This window comes from Lentzea sp. NPDC051838 (assembly GCF_040681245.1).
Classification (GTDB): Bacteria; Actinomycetota; Actinomycetes; order Mycobacteriales; family Pseudonocardiaceae; genus Lentzea.
In genome coordinates, this window is sequence record NZ_JBFAYI010000002.1 from 137,022 (window position 1) to 153,419 (window position 16,398).

The window sequence follows — 16,398 nt, forward strand, 5'->3', positions numbered from 1 at the left end:
GCGTCAGCGCTCAGTCGTCTCGCGGTAGCCGCTGTGCAGCCATTCAGTCCGGCTGACCACGGCTGGCACGGGAATCGGAAGTCGCGCTCCTTCGAGCGCGACTTCTTCCGTTTTTCGGAGCATGCCGGTGTCCGGGCAGAACTCCAGGCTTCTGGTCCGGTGACGTTCCTCGTCGAGGTGCGTCACGGTGGTGTTTTCTGATGCGAGGTCTTCGCAATTCGCAAGGTGCAGCAGCAGTAGGCGTTGCAGCTGCGGCGTCACGACCTGCAGTTTCCAGATCTGCTGGATCGTGTTCATGATCGTGTGCGTGGTCGTCTTCTCGCTGAACCTGGCGAGCTCGATCTTGAGGCTTGTTTCGTCGGTGGCGGTGACGAGGAGCTCGGCCGCGAGCTCGCCGGGCCCGAAGTCGCCGCTGGGCTCGACCGGTTGGCCTTCCTCGGTCATCAGGATGCGGCCCGAGCCGTCCGGGGCGATCCAGTCGTGGCGTTCGTACGGCTCGACTTCGCCGGTGACCGTGCTGCCGCCGGACCGTTGCAGGTAGTGGCTGATCCGCAGGTACACGCCCTTGGTGTGGACGTAGTGGTACGGGCCCGTGCCTTCGGGTGCCGGCGCGTTGGCGGTCTTCTCCGCCAGGTCGCGCAGGAGCTCTGCCATGCGGTCAGGTTATCGGCGGCGGCGCCACGAAAGCCGCTCCCACGGAGACGAACACCAGCGTCACCAAGCTCGCCGGCGCGGTCACCACCGCGATCTCCCACAGCTGCGGCTTCTTCGCGCGGCGTAGCAGCAGGAAACTCATGCTCGTGGCCAGCGTCCAGCCCACCGCCGAGCCGATGGCCGACCTCGGATCCACGTGGCTCGGGTCGTCCAGCGCCAGGTAAGCCATCGCGCCCAGCCACACCGCGGTCATGGCTCCGCACCAGAGCAGCGTTCTCACTTGTTCGAATTTACCGGTGCGTCGAGAGAGAAGAGCAATATCGGCGCATATGACTTTTTGCCAGTCTGTTCACCCGAACGTGTAGCGCCTGACGTGCGTTTATGTCGTGATCTTGCTGTACGGTCGAACATGTGAGCGAAACTGATGATGTCCCGATAATTGGCCATCTTGAGAATGCCTGCGGCCGTTTCACCCGGATGAGCGGCTTCGTGGAGCGCGGCCAATCCCTACGGTCGGTCGCATGAGCGCGATCACCTCCACGGCCTACAGCCGCGACCTGGGCGATGAGCTTCGCCGCCTGCGCGAGAAGTTCACGACGCTGAACGGGTTCGCCTTCGCCGAGCACCTCGGCTGGGACCCGAGCAAGGTCTCCAACATCGAGAACGGCAAGGCGCGGGCGAGCGAGATCGACCTGATCCAGTACCTCATGACGTGCGGGCGGGACACGCCCTTCTTCGAACGGTTCCGCGACCGCTACCGCTACGCCTTCGACCCGTACGTCGTGACGGTGCCGGACAACCTCCGCACCCTCGCGATGACCGAGGCCCAGGCGAAGAAGATCACCTGTTACGACGTGCTGTCGGTCCCTGGTCTCATCCAGACTCCCGAGTACTCGCGGGCACTGTTCGGGACGGGACGCGGCACACCGGCAGAGATCGAGGAGGGCATCAAGTGGCGCCTTGAGCGCCAGACGATCCTGAGGCGGGCACAAGGCCGTCCGGAGTGCTTTTTCTACGTACACGAGCTGGCCCTGCAGCTTCGGGTGGGCGACGACCGGATCATGGACGAGCAGTACCTTCGCATGCTGTTCAACACGCACATCCTGCGGATCGTGCCGATGTCGGCGAGCCCAGCCGCGATCAGGATGTCCGCACGAATGCTGTTCAACTTCGAAAAGCAGATACCGGTCGCGTACTGCGAGACAGACATCGGAAGGGTTTTCGCTCACGACGGCGCCGCGATCGCGGACAGCCGGGAGACCTTCAAGTGGTTGGATGCCCTCGCGTTGGATGAGGGACAATCGCGGAGCATGCTGGCGAGCTACGTCAGCGGACTCCGGAAGGACTCCCATGAGCCACACGCGGAGCTGGCGTAAGAGCTCCCGAAGCGGTCCCGAGGTTGACAGCGCGTGCGTCGAGGTGTCGCTCGCCGGGGATGCTCTCGTGCGGGACTCGAAGACCGCTCCCGGTGACGTGCTGGCCTTCTCACTCTTCGCCTGGCGCGCGTTCGTGGTGAGCGTCGCCTGACCCGATCGCTGACCTGACCCGATCCGTGCGCTGATTCCTGGCTGCGGAATACATTGGAGGGCCGTTCGGCGCGGCAGCCACGGCCTTCCGCACCCACATCATTCGGGTTATTCGGGCGGTGCTCAGATCGCTTGCCGTGGACATCCACCCCAGGCATCCACCTGCCACGTTGGCCCGATGTCGGCCCCGACCGGCCTCCGCGCTCTGTCCAGGATTCACCCCGCGACGGGATTTGGTCCTGGGACCGCCCCTATCGCTGACCCACCTCGGTCTCGACCTCGCTCCTGCCCCGACCACGCCTCGCGCATCGAGTCTCCGCCTCTCCTGCCGCAGCTCCGCGTCTCTGCGGTCATCCGCGCTCTGCGCTCGTTCGGTTTCGACGGCGCCGGTCGTCATGCTTTCGCCGGACCGCTTGAGGAGCAACCGGCTTAGTGCAGTGGCGATGAGAGAGCCGATGCCGGGCCGCGGATCGATGTGGTCGGGATCGTCGAGGGCCCAGGTAGCGATCGTGCCCAGCGACAGGAACGTCATCGCCGCGCACCAGCGAAGCGTCCTCGCGGTGCGCGCCTCTCAGCCCTTGCCGGTGTGCTGTTCGGCCGGGTTCGGGCGTGGCGGTTCGTTGCTAGGTGGTGACATGTCGCCGCCGGTGATCGCGCTCCAGATCGCGAACACCGCCAGCAACGGCGTGAGGAACGCGGTGAGCTTGGCCGAAAGGTTCTCCAGGCCGTAGAGGCCGAAGAACCGTTGCAGGCGGCTGCCTTTGCCGATCGTCACGCCGTCGAGCGAGGCCTTGTCCATGCGGACGCCCACGATGACGAGCACGAGGGCGAACAGCGCTGCCTGCACCAGTGAGCGCCAGTCGTTGTTGCCCACGAGCAGGGCCGCCCCGCCGTTGAGGCCGGGGCCGACGGAGTACAGGAAGATGATCGGCAGCACCTTGAGCACCCCTCGGCGGCCCGGCAGGTGCTGCCACGCGAGGCCGGTGGCGGCGATCGCCGTCACCCACTTGATCGCCTCCCACTCGACGTCGGTGACGATTCTCATCAGCACGGAACCCCTGATTTCCAGGGTGAGCAGCGGGTACGCGACGTAGAGCATGACGATCAGGCCTGCCCCGGCCAACGCTGCGGCTGTGAGGCCCAATCGGACCGCCGTGGTCATGTTCCCCAGCGGCCTGCCCGCTGGGCCCGCCGCGAGCAGCACGTCCACGGGCGTAGGGCCGTTGCTGTCGTTCGGCTCGGCATACCACCTGGTGGCGTCCGCTCGCAGTTCGGCCAGGTCGACGTCGTCGCCCTTGCCGAGCACGGAGACCTTGCCCGCCTTCATGACCGCGCCGGCCAGCGCCAGCAGACCCCACGTGAGAGGCCAGACCGGCACGGTCCAACCCAGGACGACGATGTCCCACCACACCGTTCCGACAGCGAGCAGTGCGAGCGCCATGACCAGCGCCCGGTCGTCCACGGGCGCGTACTTCCGCCGTCGGATGAAATACCACAGAGCCGCCGAGGTGAGTCCGAGTGGAAGCCACTTGCCCTCGACGAGCAGGTACCACGAATGACGTCGGTAGCTGTCGTCCACAGCCACGGTTTCCAGCCAACCGAGCCACTCCCGCTGGCCTACGTTCCACCAGGCGATCGTGTACCGCTCGACCGTCAGCACCGCGGCGGCGGCGCAGCTCGTGACCAGTAACCACACCGGCAGGTCATGGGGACGTCCGCGCCCCAGCAGTCTCTCGAACGCCTTGCCCGTCGCAGCCAGGAACAAGAACGTCGACAGGAGCGCGAAACCGATCTCGAACGCGGTCAGGTAGAGCGGACCTGCTCCGCTGTGCGCACGGAGAACCAGGAACAGCGCCATCCCGAGGCCCACCAGCCTCGCGAAAGCCCGCGGCAGCCACCAGACGGTCGCCAGCTTCAGCAGGGCGAGCACCTCGGCGATGTTGAACCACCAGTGCACGAACATCCAGTCGATCGACTTGTTGTTGTGAACGATCGTGATGAACACGTCTCCCGCGCCGGTGACTGCGAAGAGGACGACGAGCGGCCACACAGCCCGTATAGCTACACCGGCTGACGGCGCACCACGCCGTTCGCGGCGGAGGAGGTAGAGCGCGAGGAGGATGCCGAGCAGCGGAGACACCGTGGAGAAGCCCAGGGAAATGAAGCTTCCCGGAGGCTTTGTGACCGCGAACGCCGCGACGACCTCGTCATCGGGCTGCAGGGATGCGGTGACCACGCGTGCGCCGCCGTCGATCGCCGGGGTCAGCGAGGACCACCGCAGGCTGTCGGGACGGGCGCTGACCGACTGCCACGGTTGAGGAGAGGCGAGCCAGCCGGCCGGCGCGGAGACGGTCACGTCCCAGTCGGCCATGCGCAGCAGGCCGTCGGGCGGCTCCACGGCCAAGAACCACCGGTCCTCGTCCACCCGCACGTAGGTCGTGCCCGCCCAGAAGACACCGGGGCCGTTCAGATCGGCCCCCACCTGGTCAGTGACCTCGACGACCTCGTTGTCGTAGTCGATCCGGGTGGTGTTCTCGCGGGTCTCGGACGCGCTCCTGGTGTTGTGGAGCAGGCATGCGAGCAATGCGCGGCGATCCGGGTCCGCCTCGTGGTTCAGCAGCTTCTCCGCGCCGGCGTTCGACGTGGGGATCCGCACGGTCAGGTCGCTGGTGAGCCTGGGATAGGTGCGGCCCTCGCTCACGATCTTGATCTCGGCGCGCACGGTCACGCGCTCGAACGACTTGGTCGCACAGCCGTTGGGGCCGTATCCGGCTGGGCCGGACAGGGCATTCCAGCCGAGAGGGACGCCGATGGCGATGGCGAAGAACGTGAGCAACAGCAACAGAAGACTCGCCACGCGCAGCATCCGCGTTCTGAACATGATCTGGCTATCGGATGCACACGTCGGCTGTTAGTGGGGAAGGTGGTTTTCACCCGAATGAGCAGCTCCGTGGAGCGGGGCGATCTCCAGCGTCAGCTCAGGATGTGCTTGTGCGTTACTCGAAGGCCACTCGCGGTGACGCCGTGCTCTTCTCGATTCAGTCGCGGAGCGCGTTCGGGGAGGGCGTCGCCTGATCGGCCCAGCAAAAGTTCAGGAGGCGTTCACCGTGTGAGCTGCGCCGCTCGGCGCGCGTTCGGAAGTTTCGTCACCGTAAACGCGTTATCCTCGGTACTCGCGAGACCCGAGGAGCGTGGGGTTGAGTCAAGACACCGAACCCGCTGCGACGGTTGTTCAACCGTCGGCTACCCGGCGTGTGCGCGCCCGCCTTGCGCGGCGTATCACCGCCCAACGTGCGGCCCCGGTGAAGCAGGTCCTCGAACCTCTCGCCGCTGCACACTACGACCTCCATCCCAAGGCCGATCTGGCGCTTCTGCAGCACGCGTATGACGTTGCCGAGGAGAAGCACCGCCCGCAGCGCCGCAAGTCCGGCGACCCGTACATCACCCACCCGCTCGCCGTGGCGACGATCCTCGCCGAGCTGGGCATGGACACCACGACGCTGGTGGCCGCGCTGCTGCACGACACCGTGGAAGACACCGACTACTCGCTGGGCCAGCTCAAGGAGGACTTCGGCGAAGAGGTCGCCAGGCTGGTCGACGGCGTCACGAAGCTCGACAAGGTCAAGCTGGGGGCAGCGGCCGAGGCCGAGACCATCCGCAAGATGGTCATCGCGATGGCGAAGGACCCGCGGGTTCTGGTCATCAAGCTGGCCGACCGGCTGCACAACATGCGCACCATGCGGTTCCTGCCGCCGGAGAAGCAGGCCCGCAAGGCACGTGAGACGCTCGAAGTGCTCGCGCCGCTGGCCCACCGCCTGGGCATGGCGACGGTGAAGTGGGAGCTGGAGGATCTGGCGTTCGCGATCCTGCAGCCGAAGAAGTACGACGAGATCGTGCGGCTGGTCGCCAAGCGCGCGCCGTCCCGCGACACGTACCTGCGGACCGTCGTCGAGGAGCTGAACACGCAGCTCGAGGCCGCGCGGATCGTCGCGAAGGTCGAGGGCAGGCCGAAGCACTACTACTCGATCAACCAGAAGATGATCGTCCGGGGTCGGGACTTCGACGACATCCACGACCTCGTGGGTGTGCGGATCCTGGTCGACGAGGTGCGCGACTGCTACGCGGCGATGGGCGTCGTCCACGCGGCGTGGCAGCCCATGCCCGGACGGTTCAAGGACTACATCGCGCAGCCCCGGTTCGGCGTCTACCAGTCGCTGCACACGACCGTCATCGGTCCCGACGGCAAGCCTCTGGAAGTGCAGATTCGCACTTCGGAGATGCACCAGCGGGCCGAGTACGGCATCGCGGCGCACTGGCGGTACAAGGAAACCAAGGGCACGCACAACGGCAAGTCCGTCGAGATCGACGAGATGGCGTGGATGCGTCAGCTCCTCGACTGGCAGCGGGAAGCCGCGGACCCCGGTGAGTTCCTCGAGGGGCTCCGGTGGGACCTCGCCGCGCGCGAGATCTTCGTGTTCACGCCGAAGGGTGACGTGGAGACGTTGCCGACGGGTTCGACGCCCGTCGACTTCGCCTACTCCGTGCACACCGAGGTGGGGCACCGCTGCATCGGCGCCAGGGTCAACGGTCGCCTGGTCGCTCTGGAGCGCAAGCTCGAGAACGGCGAGGTCGTCGAGATCTTCACCTCCAAGGCGGAGGGTGCGGGCCCGTCCCGCGACTGGCTGAGCTTCGTCGCGTCACCGCGCGCCAAGGCGAAGATCAAGCAGTGGTTCGCCAAGGAGCGCAAGGAAGAGGCGATCGAGCAGGGCAAGGACGCGATCACCAAGGAGGTCCGCCGCGTCGGGCTTCCGATCCAGCGCCTGGTCAGCGTCGACTCGATGCAGGCCCTGGCCAAGGAACTGCACTACCCGGACATGAGCGCGCTGTACGCGGCGGTCGGGGAGGGGCACACCTCCGCCCGCCACGTCGTGCAACGGCTCGTGGCCCAGCTCGGCGGTGTCGACCACGCCGAGGAGGAGCTGGCCGACCGCGCCACCCCGTCGACCGTCACCCGGCGCCGCCCCACCGGCGACGCGGGCGTGATCGTCAAGGACGCGGGCGACGTGTGGGTGAAGCTCGCCCGCTGCTGCACTCCGGTGCCGGGCGACGACATCCTCGGCTTCGTGACCAGGGGTGGTGGCGTCTCCGTGCACCGCACCGACTGCACGAACGCCGACGAGCTGCTGAAGTCCCCGGAACGCCTGCTCGACGTCGAGTGGGCGCCCAGTGCCTCCAGCGTGTTCCTCGTGGCCATCCAGGTGGAGGCGCTCGACCGGCACAGGCTGCTGTCCGACGTCACGAAGGTGCTGGCGGACGAGCGCGTGAACATCCTGTCGGCGTCGGTGACGACGTCGCGCGATCGCGTGGCCGTCAGCCGTTTCTCGTTCGAGATGGGCGACCCGAAGCACCTCGGGCACGTCCTCAAGGCGGTGCGGAGCGTGGAAGGCGTCTACGACGTCTACCGCGTAACCTCAGCCTCGTAATTTCAACGATGAAGGGAACCTTCATCCACGTCAGGTGGATGAAGGTTCCCTTCATCGTTTTCTAGCGGCGGGGGATGCGCCAGGTCTGGGCCGCGGTGCCGTTGCACCACCAGATCTGGAGCCGGGTGAAGTTGTCCGACCAGCCGTTGCGGACGTCGAGGCACTGGCCTGACTTCACGTTCACCAGCGAGTTGCCCTGCACGCGCCACTGCTGGGCCGGCGTGCCGTTGCAGTCCCACAGCTGCACCGCGGTGCCGGGATCGGTCCAGCCGTTCGTGACGTCCATGCACCGGCCGAGCGCGCGCAACGACCCGTCCGCGTCGAGCTTCCAGTCCTGCGCGCCGGTGCCGTTGCAGTCGTAGAGCCAGATCGCCGTGCCCGGCCACGTCCGCGCGCCGTCGATGTCGGCGCACTTGCCCGCGAGCCCCTGGAGCCGGTCCGCGGGCCTCGGCAGCACCCACTGCTGGGAAGCACTGCTGCCGCACGAGGACATCGACAGTTGCCCACCGGCCGTCAAACACCGGCCACCGAGCTGCAACGTGCCGTTGGAACCCGCTGTCCAACGCTGACCCGCGCAGTCCGACAGCACGGCCAGATCACCTTGCACGGCAAGGCATTTGCCCAACGCGCGCAACGTCCCGTCCGGCTCCGCGGTCCACCGCTGGGCGGCGGTCTTGTTGCAGCTCCACAGCCCGACCGGCGTGCCGTTGGCGGAGTTCGCCCCCGCCACGTCCACACAGGCGCCGTAGTTGTTGGTCAGCTGGCCGGTGGCGCCGTTGGGGATCCGGAAGTCCGGCTGCGCGAACGTGCCCGACAGCCGGATGTCCCGCGACGACGCGCCGACGGAGAACGTGAACGTCCCCGAGGGCACGCGGAACGTGCGCTCGCCGGTGTCCCAGATCGCGAACGCCCGCCGGTCGAGCGTCATCGACACACGAGTCGAGGCTCCGGGATCCAAAGTCACCTTCGAGAAGTCGCGCAGCTGCCGCGGCGGCTCACCCGCCGAGCCCGGATACCCCAGATACACCTGGGGCACCGCCGATCCGCGCCTTGTACCGGAGTTGCGCACGGTGAACGACACGCTCACCGCTCCGTCCGGTGCCGACGCCAGCGCGAGGGCGCTGTAGGCGAACGACGTGTAGCCCAGCCCGTGTCCGAACGGGAACATCGGCGCGGTGCCCGTCGCGTCGTACCAGCGATACCCGACCTGGAGCCCCTCGGTGTAGTTGTAGTTGCCGCCGACGCCGGGGTACTGCTCCTGCTGCTGCATCGGGTCGTGCCCCAGGTCGACGGGGAACGTCACCGGTAGCCGCCCGGACGGCTCCGCGAGGCCCCACAGGACGTCGACCAGCGCGTTGCCGCCCTGCTCGCCGGGATACCAGGCCTCCATCAACGTCGACACCGAGGACAGCCACGGCATGGTCACCGGGCCGCCGGTCTCCACCACCACGATCGTCCGCGGGTTCGCCGCCGCGACGGCGCTGACCAGCTCGTTCTGGTTGCCGGGCAGGTCGATGTCGAACCTGTCCTGGCCTTCGGTCGTGCGGTCGCCGACGACGACCACGGCGACCTGGGCCGTGCGAGCCGCCGCGACGGCGGCGTCGATCTCGGGATCGGCCCCCGCGGGCGCGAACCAGTCGAGCCCGAGGTTCGCGAACCCGCCCGACTCGGTGTAGTCGACCTGGATCTGGTGCGGCACACCGGCTTGCAGCGTGACGGACCCGGTGCGGGTCAGGGTGCCGTGATCACCCCAGTTGTCCACGACGAGGCCGCCGTCGAGGTAGAGGCGGCTGCCGTCGTCGCTCGTCAGCGCGAACTCGTAGGTTCCGGTGGCCGGTGCGGTGAGCGTGCCGGTCCAGCGACCGGACCAGTTGTCCGCGTTCACGCCCGGCGCGGGTGATCCGGCCTGCCAGTCGAAGTCGATGACGCTGTCCGCCCTGGACGCCACCGCCGCGCCCTGGAGGCCGCTGTTGTTGTAGAAGTCCGCCCGCAGGTTCGTGATCGCGCCGGCGGGCACCGTGAACGGTTCGAAGCGCGCGCCCCGGTGATATGTCAGACCGTTGCCGAGCCTGGCGCGCAAGGCGTCCACCGGTTTGACGGTGTACGCCGGATAGGGCGTCACGCGCGAGCTACCGTCACCGCCGGTGTGCGCGACGTCGGCGTAGATCCCGGACAGCGCAACCGTTGTGGTCGCGTTGGTCAGCGGCAGCACGCCGTTGTCGTTCTTCAGCAACACGGTTCCGGCGGCGGCCTGGGCACGGGCGACTGCGGCGTGCTCTGCGGGGTCGAAGTGGATCGACGGCGCCGGATCGAGCGCCCCGATGCGGGCCATCATCCGCAGCACGCGCCGGGCACGTTCGTCCAGCACGGACTTGACGAGCTCACCGGACCGCGTGGCACCGGGAAGCTGCGCGAACCAGAAGGTGCCGCCGAACTCCTGGTCCAGCCCGGCGAGCACGGCCTTCACGCTGGAGTGCGTGGCCGGGTAGTCGGAGCCGACCGTGCCGGTGAATCCCCACTGGTCGGTGAGAATGTCGTTGAGCAGAGGGAAATGTTCGCACGCGAACGAGTGCCCGACCTGGTTGTAGGCGCACATCACCGACCAGGCGTCGCCCTGCTTCACCGTCGTCTCGAACGCGGGCAGGTAGATCTCCCGCAACGTCCTGTCGTCCACATTGGAGCTCGCCGAGGTGCGGTCGTTCTCCTGGTTGTTGGCCGCGTAGTGCTTCACCTGCGCCGCGACTCCCTGACCCTGCACACCCGCCACGAAGCTCGCGCCGAGCTGGCCCGCGAGGTGCGGATCCTCGCCGTAGGTCTCGAAGTTCCGCCCGGCCTGCGGCACCCGCACGATGTTGACCATCGGCGCGTACAGCACGTGGTAGCCGCGTGCCTTGGTCTCCTTGCCCATGAGCGCGCCCGCCTGGCCGGTGAGAGCGCGGTCGAACGACGCGGCCATGGAGACGGGCGCGGGGAACGCCGTAGCCGGCTGCCCGTCGCGCACGCCTGCGGGGCCGTCGGTGAGGCGCAGCGCCGGGATGCCGAGCCGGGGAACCCCGGCGACGTACCCGACCTCGTTGTGGCCGATCGGGGTGGTGATCCCCCGCAGCAGGGTGACTTCCTCGTCGATGGTCATCTGTTCCAGCAGGCCGTTCACCCGTTGCTCCAACGAGATCTGGGCCGCTTCGGTGGTGGTCGCTGTGGCGGCCGAAACCGCGCCGGACAGGAGGACAGCGATGGCCGCGATCCTGATCGAGGACGCGCGGGATCCAATGTGGACAGTCATTGTCCGTCTCCCCTCGCACTACGGGGAGAGTCTGCGCGCGCGACTCGCCGTTCTTGATCTCTTATGAATGTAAGTGGCCAATATGCGTAATGTCAGCGGCCGTACGACTGACATGTAAGGGAAGGAGCGTCCGCCGCGAGGGGAGATACATCCGTGGTCCGAGTTCTGAACGTCGTGGCACACCACGACGACGATCTGCTCTTCCTCAGCCCAGCCCTGATGAAGGATCTGCGCGACGGCAACACCGTGCGCACCGTGTTCCTCGTTGCTTCCGACTACCACACCTATCCCACGTACATGCAGGAGCGGGAACTCGGTGTGCGGGAGGCATATGCCGCCGCGGCCGGGATGTCCGCCGTGCCGTGGCGCTCCCACGCGTACGGGGCGGGCAACCTCTCCGCGACGCTGTGGACGCTCGGCAACCGCGTCTCGATCCTGGAGAACCGGTTGCCGGACGGCGCCACCCCACCGGAGAACCGCCTCTGGTTCCTCTACGCGCGCAACCAAACCCTCACCGGGCGGCCGCTGGACTTCACCGCCGCGCAGACCCCCGACCGGGCCGCGGTGATCGCGTTCCTGCGCGCGGCGATCGCGGACTTCCAGCCGGACGTCATCAGGACCACCGACCCGTCAGCCGACCTGCAGCTGCAGAACACGCCGTCGCTGGCGCTCGAAGGCCTGTACTTCCACCGTGATCACGTCGCGGCGGCGCGGCTGGTGCAGACGGCGGTGCTCAACGTCTCGCCGGTGCCGCAGATCGTCTACTACCGCGACTACACGATCCGCGACGAGGCGGGGAACCAGACCGCCGCCGACACGACGTTCAAACGGGACACCTTCCGCACCTACGCGGTGCACGACGTCGACATCTGCCCGAACGGTGGCGTGAACTGCCCACCGGCGGGCGGGTTCTACGACGACCTGATGAGCAAGCAGTACCTCGCCGACGCCGCGTGGTTCGGCGACCGCGCGATCCCGTTGCCCGAGGACGACCCGACCAAGCCGTGGCCGGTGATCGGCCAGTTCTTCAACGTCCGCAACCGCGGCACGAACCTGGAGCTGGCCGTGAACAACGCGGGGCTCGGCGACCTGGAGACGATCATCGGCTGGCCGCACACCGGCACCCAGAACCAGCGGTGGCGGTTCGAGGCGAACGCGCAGGGCTGGGAGCTCATCGCCAACCACTCCGGCAGGGCGCTCGACTGCCCGGGGTCGAGCCAGAGCAGCGGGACGGGGTTGATCCAGTTCGGGCGCACCGGCAGTCTCAACCAGACGGTCCGGCTGCGCGGCAGCACGGCGTCGGGCTGGCGGCTGCTGTTCGCGCACTCCGGGCTCGCGGTCGCGGTGCAGGGGAGCGGGAACGGGGCGCCGGTCGTGCAGCAGACGTTCACGGGCGCGGCGAACCAGCTGTGGGACCTCGTGCCCGCTTAGGACACCCGTGCAACTGCGGCCCGCCCGCTGATCACTGCTGGCATGGTGGCGCCCGTCAGACCAAGATCAACCCGCCTGGGGGCGAACGTGAAGAAGCTGATGGGGTTGGCCGCTGCCGCGACGGCGGTGGCGGCGGTGGTGCTGCCGGGCACCGCGGTGGCGGACGACCGGGTCTGCGAGGCCTGGGTCGAGTCGGCGCGGAACTACGGTCACGCGATCTGCCGCGGTGGCAGCGGCAACTACCACTACGTGATCGTCAAGTGCCAGAAGGGCGGCAACTCGTTCTGGAAGGCCGGGTCGCACGTGCCGCCGGGCTTCCGGTCGTCGGCGCAGTGCGACAAGTCCCAGGGCTGGATCGCCGTGGAGGCCCAGGCGCAGATCGCCTGACGCTTCCCGGAACGCGAAACGGGCCCCTGCTCTCCGAAAGCAGGGGCCCGTTTCGTGTGTGAAGAGTTAGTTCGCGACGAGCGCCGACTTGATGTCGACCGGGGTCTTCGGCTTGCCGTCACCCTGACCCGGCTGCTGCGAGATCGTGCCGGTCTTCGCGACCTCGTCGATCTTCTTCAGCGACTCCTCGTCGACCGTGCCGAAGATCGTGTACTTGGCCTGCAGGTTCGAGCCGTCGCCGTAGACGATGAAGAACTGCGAGCCGTTCGTGTCCGGGCCCGAGTTCGCCATGGCCAGCACGCCGCGGCCGTAGGTGAGCTCCGGGTAGACCTCGTCCTTGAACGAGTAGCCGGGGCCGCCCATGCCGTTGCCGCCGGGGTCGCCGCACTGCAGGACCTGGATGCCGGTCACCACGAGGCGGTGGCACGTGGTGTTGTCGAAGTACTTCTGCTTGGCCAGCGACACGAAGTTGTTCACCGTGCAGGGCGCCAGCGACTTGTCGAGGGTGAACTTCAGGTCACCGATCGAGGTGCCGAGCGTGACACCGACGGTGCCGGTGGCGGGCTGCTCGCCGTTCGCGGGCGGCGTGTTCTCCTTGGCCGCGGGCTCCTGGCCCTTCGTGTATTCACAGTTCACCTTTTCCGGGAGCGCCTGCGCGCGCTTCGGAATCTGGTGCAGAGCCGTGGGGATGTTCTCCGCCTTGTCGACCGCTTCGTTCTGCGGGGTCTCCGAGGCGGAGGCGTCACCGTTGCCGAAGTCGTGAGTCGCGAGGAACCACACACCACCTCCGACGAGCGCAACAACGACGACCGTCGAGACGACGGCGATGATGCGACGCTTCTTGGCCCGCTCATGGCGGTACACCATCTGACGCTCAAGCTTGCGCTTGGCGTTCGCGCGTCGCTGCTCGTTGGTGGGCACGTGCTCCCTCCCCAGGGACTCATGCGAATAGGGCGGTCGGCTCGGGAGTCTAGGGCCTGGGCATATGAGCTTTGTGTGGTGGTTAGGCTGTCGTTAGCAGAGGAGGTCATTTTCGTGCTCGTGATCGGGTTCCCCACTGGTGCGCTCCAGGCGAACTGCTTCGTCCTGGCGGCCGGTGAGGGCGAGCCCTGCGTGATCATCGATCCCGGTCAGGACGCGGTCGAGCCGATCGAGCAGGCCTTGGCCAAGCACCGCCTCGCGCCGGTCGCCGTCCTGCTCACGCACGGGCACTTCGACCACACGTTCTCCGTCACCCCGGTCTGCGACGGCAACGACATCCCCGCCTACATCCACCCGGACGACGTCGAGATGCTCGCCGACCCGCTGAAGGGCATCAGCCGCGAGTCGGCCGCGTTCTTCGGCGGCAATCTCGAAATGCGGGAACCGTCGGAGGTCCGCTCGCTGACCGACGGGGTGGAGCTCGACCTCGCCGGGCTGAAGATCGCCGTCGACCACACGCCGGGCCATACCGGCGGGTCGGTGATGTTCCGCTCCGGCGTGCAGGAAGGGGGTCGCCTGGTGATCTCGGGTGACACGCTCTTCGCCGGTTCCATCGGACGCACCGACCTGCCTGGCGGTGACCACTCGCGCATGTTGTCGTCTCTGCAGGACAAGGTCCTGACCTTGCCCGACGACACGGTGGTGCTGCCCGGCCACGGCCCGACGACGACCATTGGCCGCGAGCGTGCGACGAACCCGTACCTGCTTCAGCTGCAGGATGCTCCGGCCGCCCCTCACCGAGGACTTTGAGAGACGTGTTTTCCGCACCCAAAGGCGTTCCCGACTACATCCCGCCGACGTCCGCCGCTTTCGTGCACGTTCGGTCGACGCTGACCCGTGCCGCCGAGCTCGCGGGTTACGGCTACATCGAGCTGCCGGTCTTCGAGGACACGGCGCTGTTCGCACGCGGTGTCGGCGAGTCGACCGACGTCGTGTCGAAGGAGATGTACACCTTCCAAGATCGCGGCGAGCGGTCCATCACGCTGCGTCCCGAGGGCACCGCGGGCGTGATGCGGGCCGTGATCGAGCACAGCCTCGACCGCGGCCAGCTGCCGGTGAAGCTCTTCTACGCGGGCCAGTTCTTCCGCGCCGAGGCTCCGCAGGCAGGCCGGTACCGGCAGTTCCACCAGGTCGGCATCGAGGCGATCGGCGTGGACGACCCGGCGCTCGACGCCGAGGTCATCGCGGTCGGCGACGCCGGGTTCCGCGCGCTGGGCCTGACCGGGTACCGCCTGGAGCTCACCTCGCTGGGTGACGCGAACTGCCGCCCCGCGTACCGCTCGTTGCTGCAGGCGTTCCTGGCCGAGCTGCCGCTGGACGAGGCGACCCGCCAGCGCGCCGAGCTGAACCCGCTGCGCGTGCTCGACGACAAGCGGCCCGAGGTGCGTGCGCTCGTCGCCGAGGCGCCGCTGATGGTGGACCACCTGTGCGACGCGTGCCGTGAGCACTACGAGCAGGTCAAGGGCTACCTGACCGAGCTGGGCGTGAAGTTCGTCGAGAACCCGCGCATGGTCCGCGGCCTCGACTACTACACGAAGACGACGTTCGAGTTCGTGCACGACGGCCTGGGCGCGCAGTCGGGCATCGGCGGCGGTGGCCGGTACGACGGCCTGATGGCGCAGCTCGGCGGCCAGGAGCTGTCCGGCGTGGGCTTCGGCCTCGGCGTCGACCGCGCTCTGCTCGCGGCGCAGGCCGAGGGCGTGCTGCCGGAGTTCTCGCGCGTGGACGTCATCGGCGTGCCGCTGGGCGAGGCCGCACGGGCTCGTCTGGTCGCGATCGCCGGTGAGCTGCGGGCGGCCGGCGTGCGCACGGACCTCGTCTACGGCGGTAAGTCGATGAAGGCGGGCTTCAAGGTCGCGGACCGGTCCGGTGCGAAGTTCGCGCTGGTGCTCGGCGAGCGCGACCTGGAAGCCGGGCAGATCGGCATCAAGACCCTGGCCACGGGCGAGCAGGTCACCGTGGCGCTGACCGACGTGGTCGAGGCGGTGCGGAAGGCGCTGTGAGCCAGGACGACAAGAGCACGGGCGACAAGAACGACAAGCTCTCACTCGATCTGCTGGACAAGGCGACCGTGCGCAAGCGTGCGCGCATGGTCGCGATCGGCGGGATCATGGTCGCCCTCGCGTTCGGCGCGATCGTGGGCCTGATCGGCGGGCGGTGGCCGGGTGTCATCGCCGCGCTGATCGTCGCCGTGCCCGTCGTGCTGCTGGCGATGTCCGAGGCCCGCCGCACGGTGTGGCTGGAGGGCACGCGCGTCAACGTGCGCGCCTTCGGGACCCGCACGGTCGACCTGGCCACCGCCGACACCCTGGACCTGCTGGTCACGGACCTGCGCAACGCGCGGACCGTCGGGCTGTTCGTGCGCGGCGGCAAGAAGGCGATCAACATCGCGTTGTCGATGTACTCGGGCGTCGGCGGCCGGGAGATGGGCATCTACCAGCTGCGCAGGCTCGCCGACTCGCTGGCGGCCAGGGGCGACACGCCGGGGCTGGTGTTCTCGGAGCTGCTCGTGGCCCAGCTGCGGGCCGAGGCACGAGGGCTGGCCGCGGCCGACCGTCCGTTGTACCGGCTGGGGTCGCTGGCGCCGGCGGGGCGGATGGCGCAGAAGCTCCATCCGGACGCCGTCTCGAAGTTCGTGACCTCGCTGGACTGA

Annotated in this window: 13 protein-coding genes; 8 read left to right on the forward strand and 5 right to left on the reverse strand. The window is 68.0% G+C overall.

The genetic code is table 11. The features are described from left to right. Nucleotides 1-3: 3 nt before the first annotated feature. Both AB0M24_RS06605 and AB0M24_RS06610 read right to left on the reverse strand, forming a co-directional pair. Nucleotides 4-654: a hypothetical protein gene (locus AB0M24_RS06605; protein WP_363761871.1), complete on the reverse strand. Its 651-nt coding sequence runs from the start codon at nt 652-654 to the stop codon at nt 4-6. A gap of 4 nt (nt 655-658) precedes the next feature. Further along, complete coding sequence (locus AB0M24_RS06610; protein WP_363761873.1) at nt 659-934, reverse strand: hypothetical protein; 276 nt, start codon at nt 932-934, stop codon at nt 659-661. Nucleotides 935-1,175: 241 nt separating this feature from the next. Here AB0M24_RS06610 and AB0M24_RS06615 point away from each other — a divergent pair, with 241 nt between their 5' ends. Together AB0M24_RS06615 and AB0M24_RS06620 are read left to right on the forward strand one after the other, a co-directional pair. Beyond that, nucleotides 1,176-2,030 (forward strand): helix-turn-helix transcriptional regulator, encoded by an 855-nt coding sequence (locus AB0M24_RS06615; protein WP_363761875.1) that lies wholly within the window; start codon nt 1,176-1,178, stop codon nt 2,028-2,030. Next, nucleotides 2,005-2,181 (forward strand): DUF397 domain-containing protein, encoded by a 177-nt coding sequence (locus AB0M24_RS06620; RefSeq protein WP_363761877.1) that lies wholly within the window; start codon nt 2,005-2,007, stop codon nt 2,179-2,181. The genes AB0M24_RS06615 and AB0M24_RS06620 overlap by 26 nt, the downstream gene beginning before the upstream one ends. A 570-nt stretch (nt 2,182-2,751) precedes the next feature. Here the strand turns inward: AB0M24_RS06620 and AB0M24_RS06625 are convergent. Further along, the gene (locus AB0M24_RS06625; RefSeq protein ID WP_363761879.1) at nt 2,752-5,037 is read right to left on the reverse strand and encodes a DUF6185 family protein; all 2,286 of its coding nucleotides are present in this window, start codon (nt 5,035-5,037) and stop codon (nt 2,752-2,754) included. Between the two features lie 334 nt (nt 5,038-5,371). On the opposite strand from AB0M24_RS06625, the gene AB0M24_RS06630 reads away from it, so the two are divergent. Continuing rightward, nucleotides 5,372-7,663 carry a bifunctional (p)ppGpp synthetase/guanosine-3',5'-bis(diphosphate) 3'-pyrophosphohydrolase gene (locus tag AB0M24_RS06630; protein ID WP_363761881.1) on the forward strand — a complete coding sequence of 764 codons (2,292 nt, stop codon included), beginning with the start codon at nt 5,372-5,374 and terminating at the stop codon, nt 7,661-7,663. A 61-nt stretch (nt 7,664-7,724) separates the two neighbouring features. Here AB0M24_RS06630 and AB0M24_RS06635 read toward each other — a convergent pair whose 3' ends face one another. Beyond that, entirely contained in the window at nt 7,725-10,946 is a 3,222-nt protein-coding gene (locus tag AB0M24_RS06635) for a glycoside hydrolase family 3 C-terminal domain-containing protein (RefSeq protein WP_363761883.1), read from the reverse strand. A 153-nt stretch (nt 10,947-11,099) separates the two neighbouring features. Here AB0M24_RS06635 and AB0M24_RS06640 point away from each other — a divergent pair, with 153 nt between their 5' ends. Both AB0M24_RS06640 and AB0M24_RS06645 read left to right on the forward strand, forming a co-directional pair. Next, on the forward strand, nt 11,100-12,377 hold the full coding sequence (locus tag AB0M24_RS06640) for an RICIN domain-containing protein (RefSeq protein ID WP_363761886.1): 1,278 nt from the start codon (nt 11,100-11,102) through the stop codon (nt 12,375-12,377). An 87-nt stretch (nt 12,378-12,464) separates the two neighbouring features. Next, nucleotides 12,465-12,764, forward strand: a complete 300-nt coding sequence (locus AB0M24_RS06645) for a hypothetical protein (protein ID WP_363761888.1) — start codon at nt 12,465-12,467, stop codon at nt 12,762-12,764. Between the two features lie 66 nt (nt 12,765-12,830). Here AB0M24_RS06645 and AB0M24_RS06650 read toward each other — a convergent pair whose 3' ends face one another. Further along, nucleotides 12,831-13,685 (reverse strand): peptidylprolyl isomerase, encoded by an 855-nt coding sequence (locus AB0M24_RS06650; protein WP_363761890.1) that lies wholly within the window; start codon nt 13,683-13,685, stop codon nt 12,831-12,833. 114 nt (nt 13,686-13,799) lie between these two features. Between AB0M24_RS06650 and AB0M24_RS06655 the strand changes: the two genes are divergently transcribed. The 3 genes from AB0M24_RS06655 to AB0M24_RS06665 are packed head-to-tail and all read left to right on the forward strand — an operon-like array spanning nt 13,800 to nt 16,398. After that, nucleotides 13,800-14,495, forward strand: a complete 696-nt coding sequence (locus tag AB0M24_RS06655) for an MBL fold metallo-hydrolase (RefSeq protein WP_363761892.1) — start codon at nt 13,800-13,802, stop codon at nt 14,493-14,495. Beyond that, nucleotides 14,492-15,748: a histidine--tRNA ligase gene (gene hisS, locus AB0M24_RS06660; RefSeq protein WP_363761894.1), complete on the forward strand. Its 1,257-nt coding sequence runs from the start codon at nt 14,492-14,494 to the stop codon at nt 15,746-15,748. Before AB0M24_RS06655 ends, hisS begins: the two co-directional genes overlap by 4 nt. Next, nucleotides 15,745-16,398 carry a hypothetical protein gene (locus tag AB0M24_RS06665; RefSeq protein WP_363761896.1) on the forward strand — a complete coding sequence of 218 codons (654 nt, stop codon included), beginning with the start codon at nt 15,745-15,747 and terminating at the stop codon, nt 16,396-16,398. The genes hisS and AB0M24_RS06665 overlap by 4 nt, the downstream gene beginning before the upstream one ends.

What these genes read in the sequence shown, in the direction of transcription:
- AB0M24_RS06605 (WP_363761871.1), bottom strand. Translation starts at nt 654, where the DNA reads ATGGCAGAGCTCCTGCGCGACCTGGCGGAGAAGACCGCCAACGCGCCG.
- AB0M24_RS06615 (WP_363761875.1), top strand. Translation starts at nt 1,176, where the DNA reads ATGAGCGCGATCACCTCCACGGCCTACAGCCGCGACCTGGGCGATGAG.
- AB0M24_RS06620 (WP_363761877.1), top strand. Translation starts at nt 2,005, where the DNA reads ATGAGCCACACGCGGAGCTGGCGTAAGAGCTCCCGAAGCGGTCCCGAG.
- AB0M24_RS06635 (WP_363761883.1), bottom strand. Translation starts at nt 10,946, where the DNA reads ATGACTGTCCACATTGGATCCCGCGCGTCCTCGATCAGGATCGCGGCC.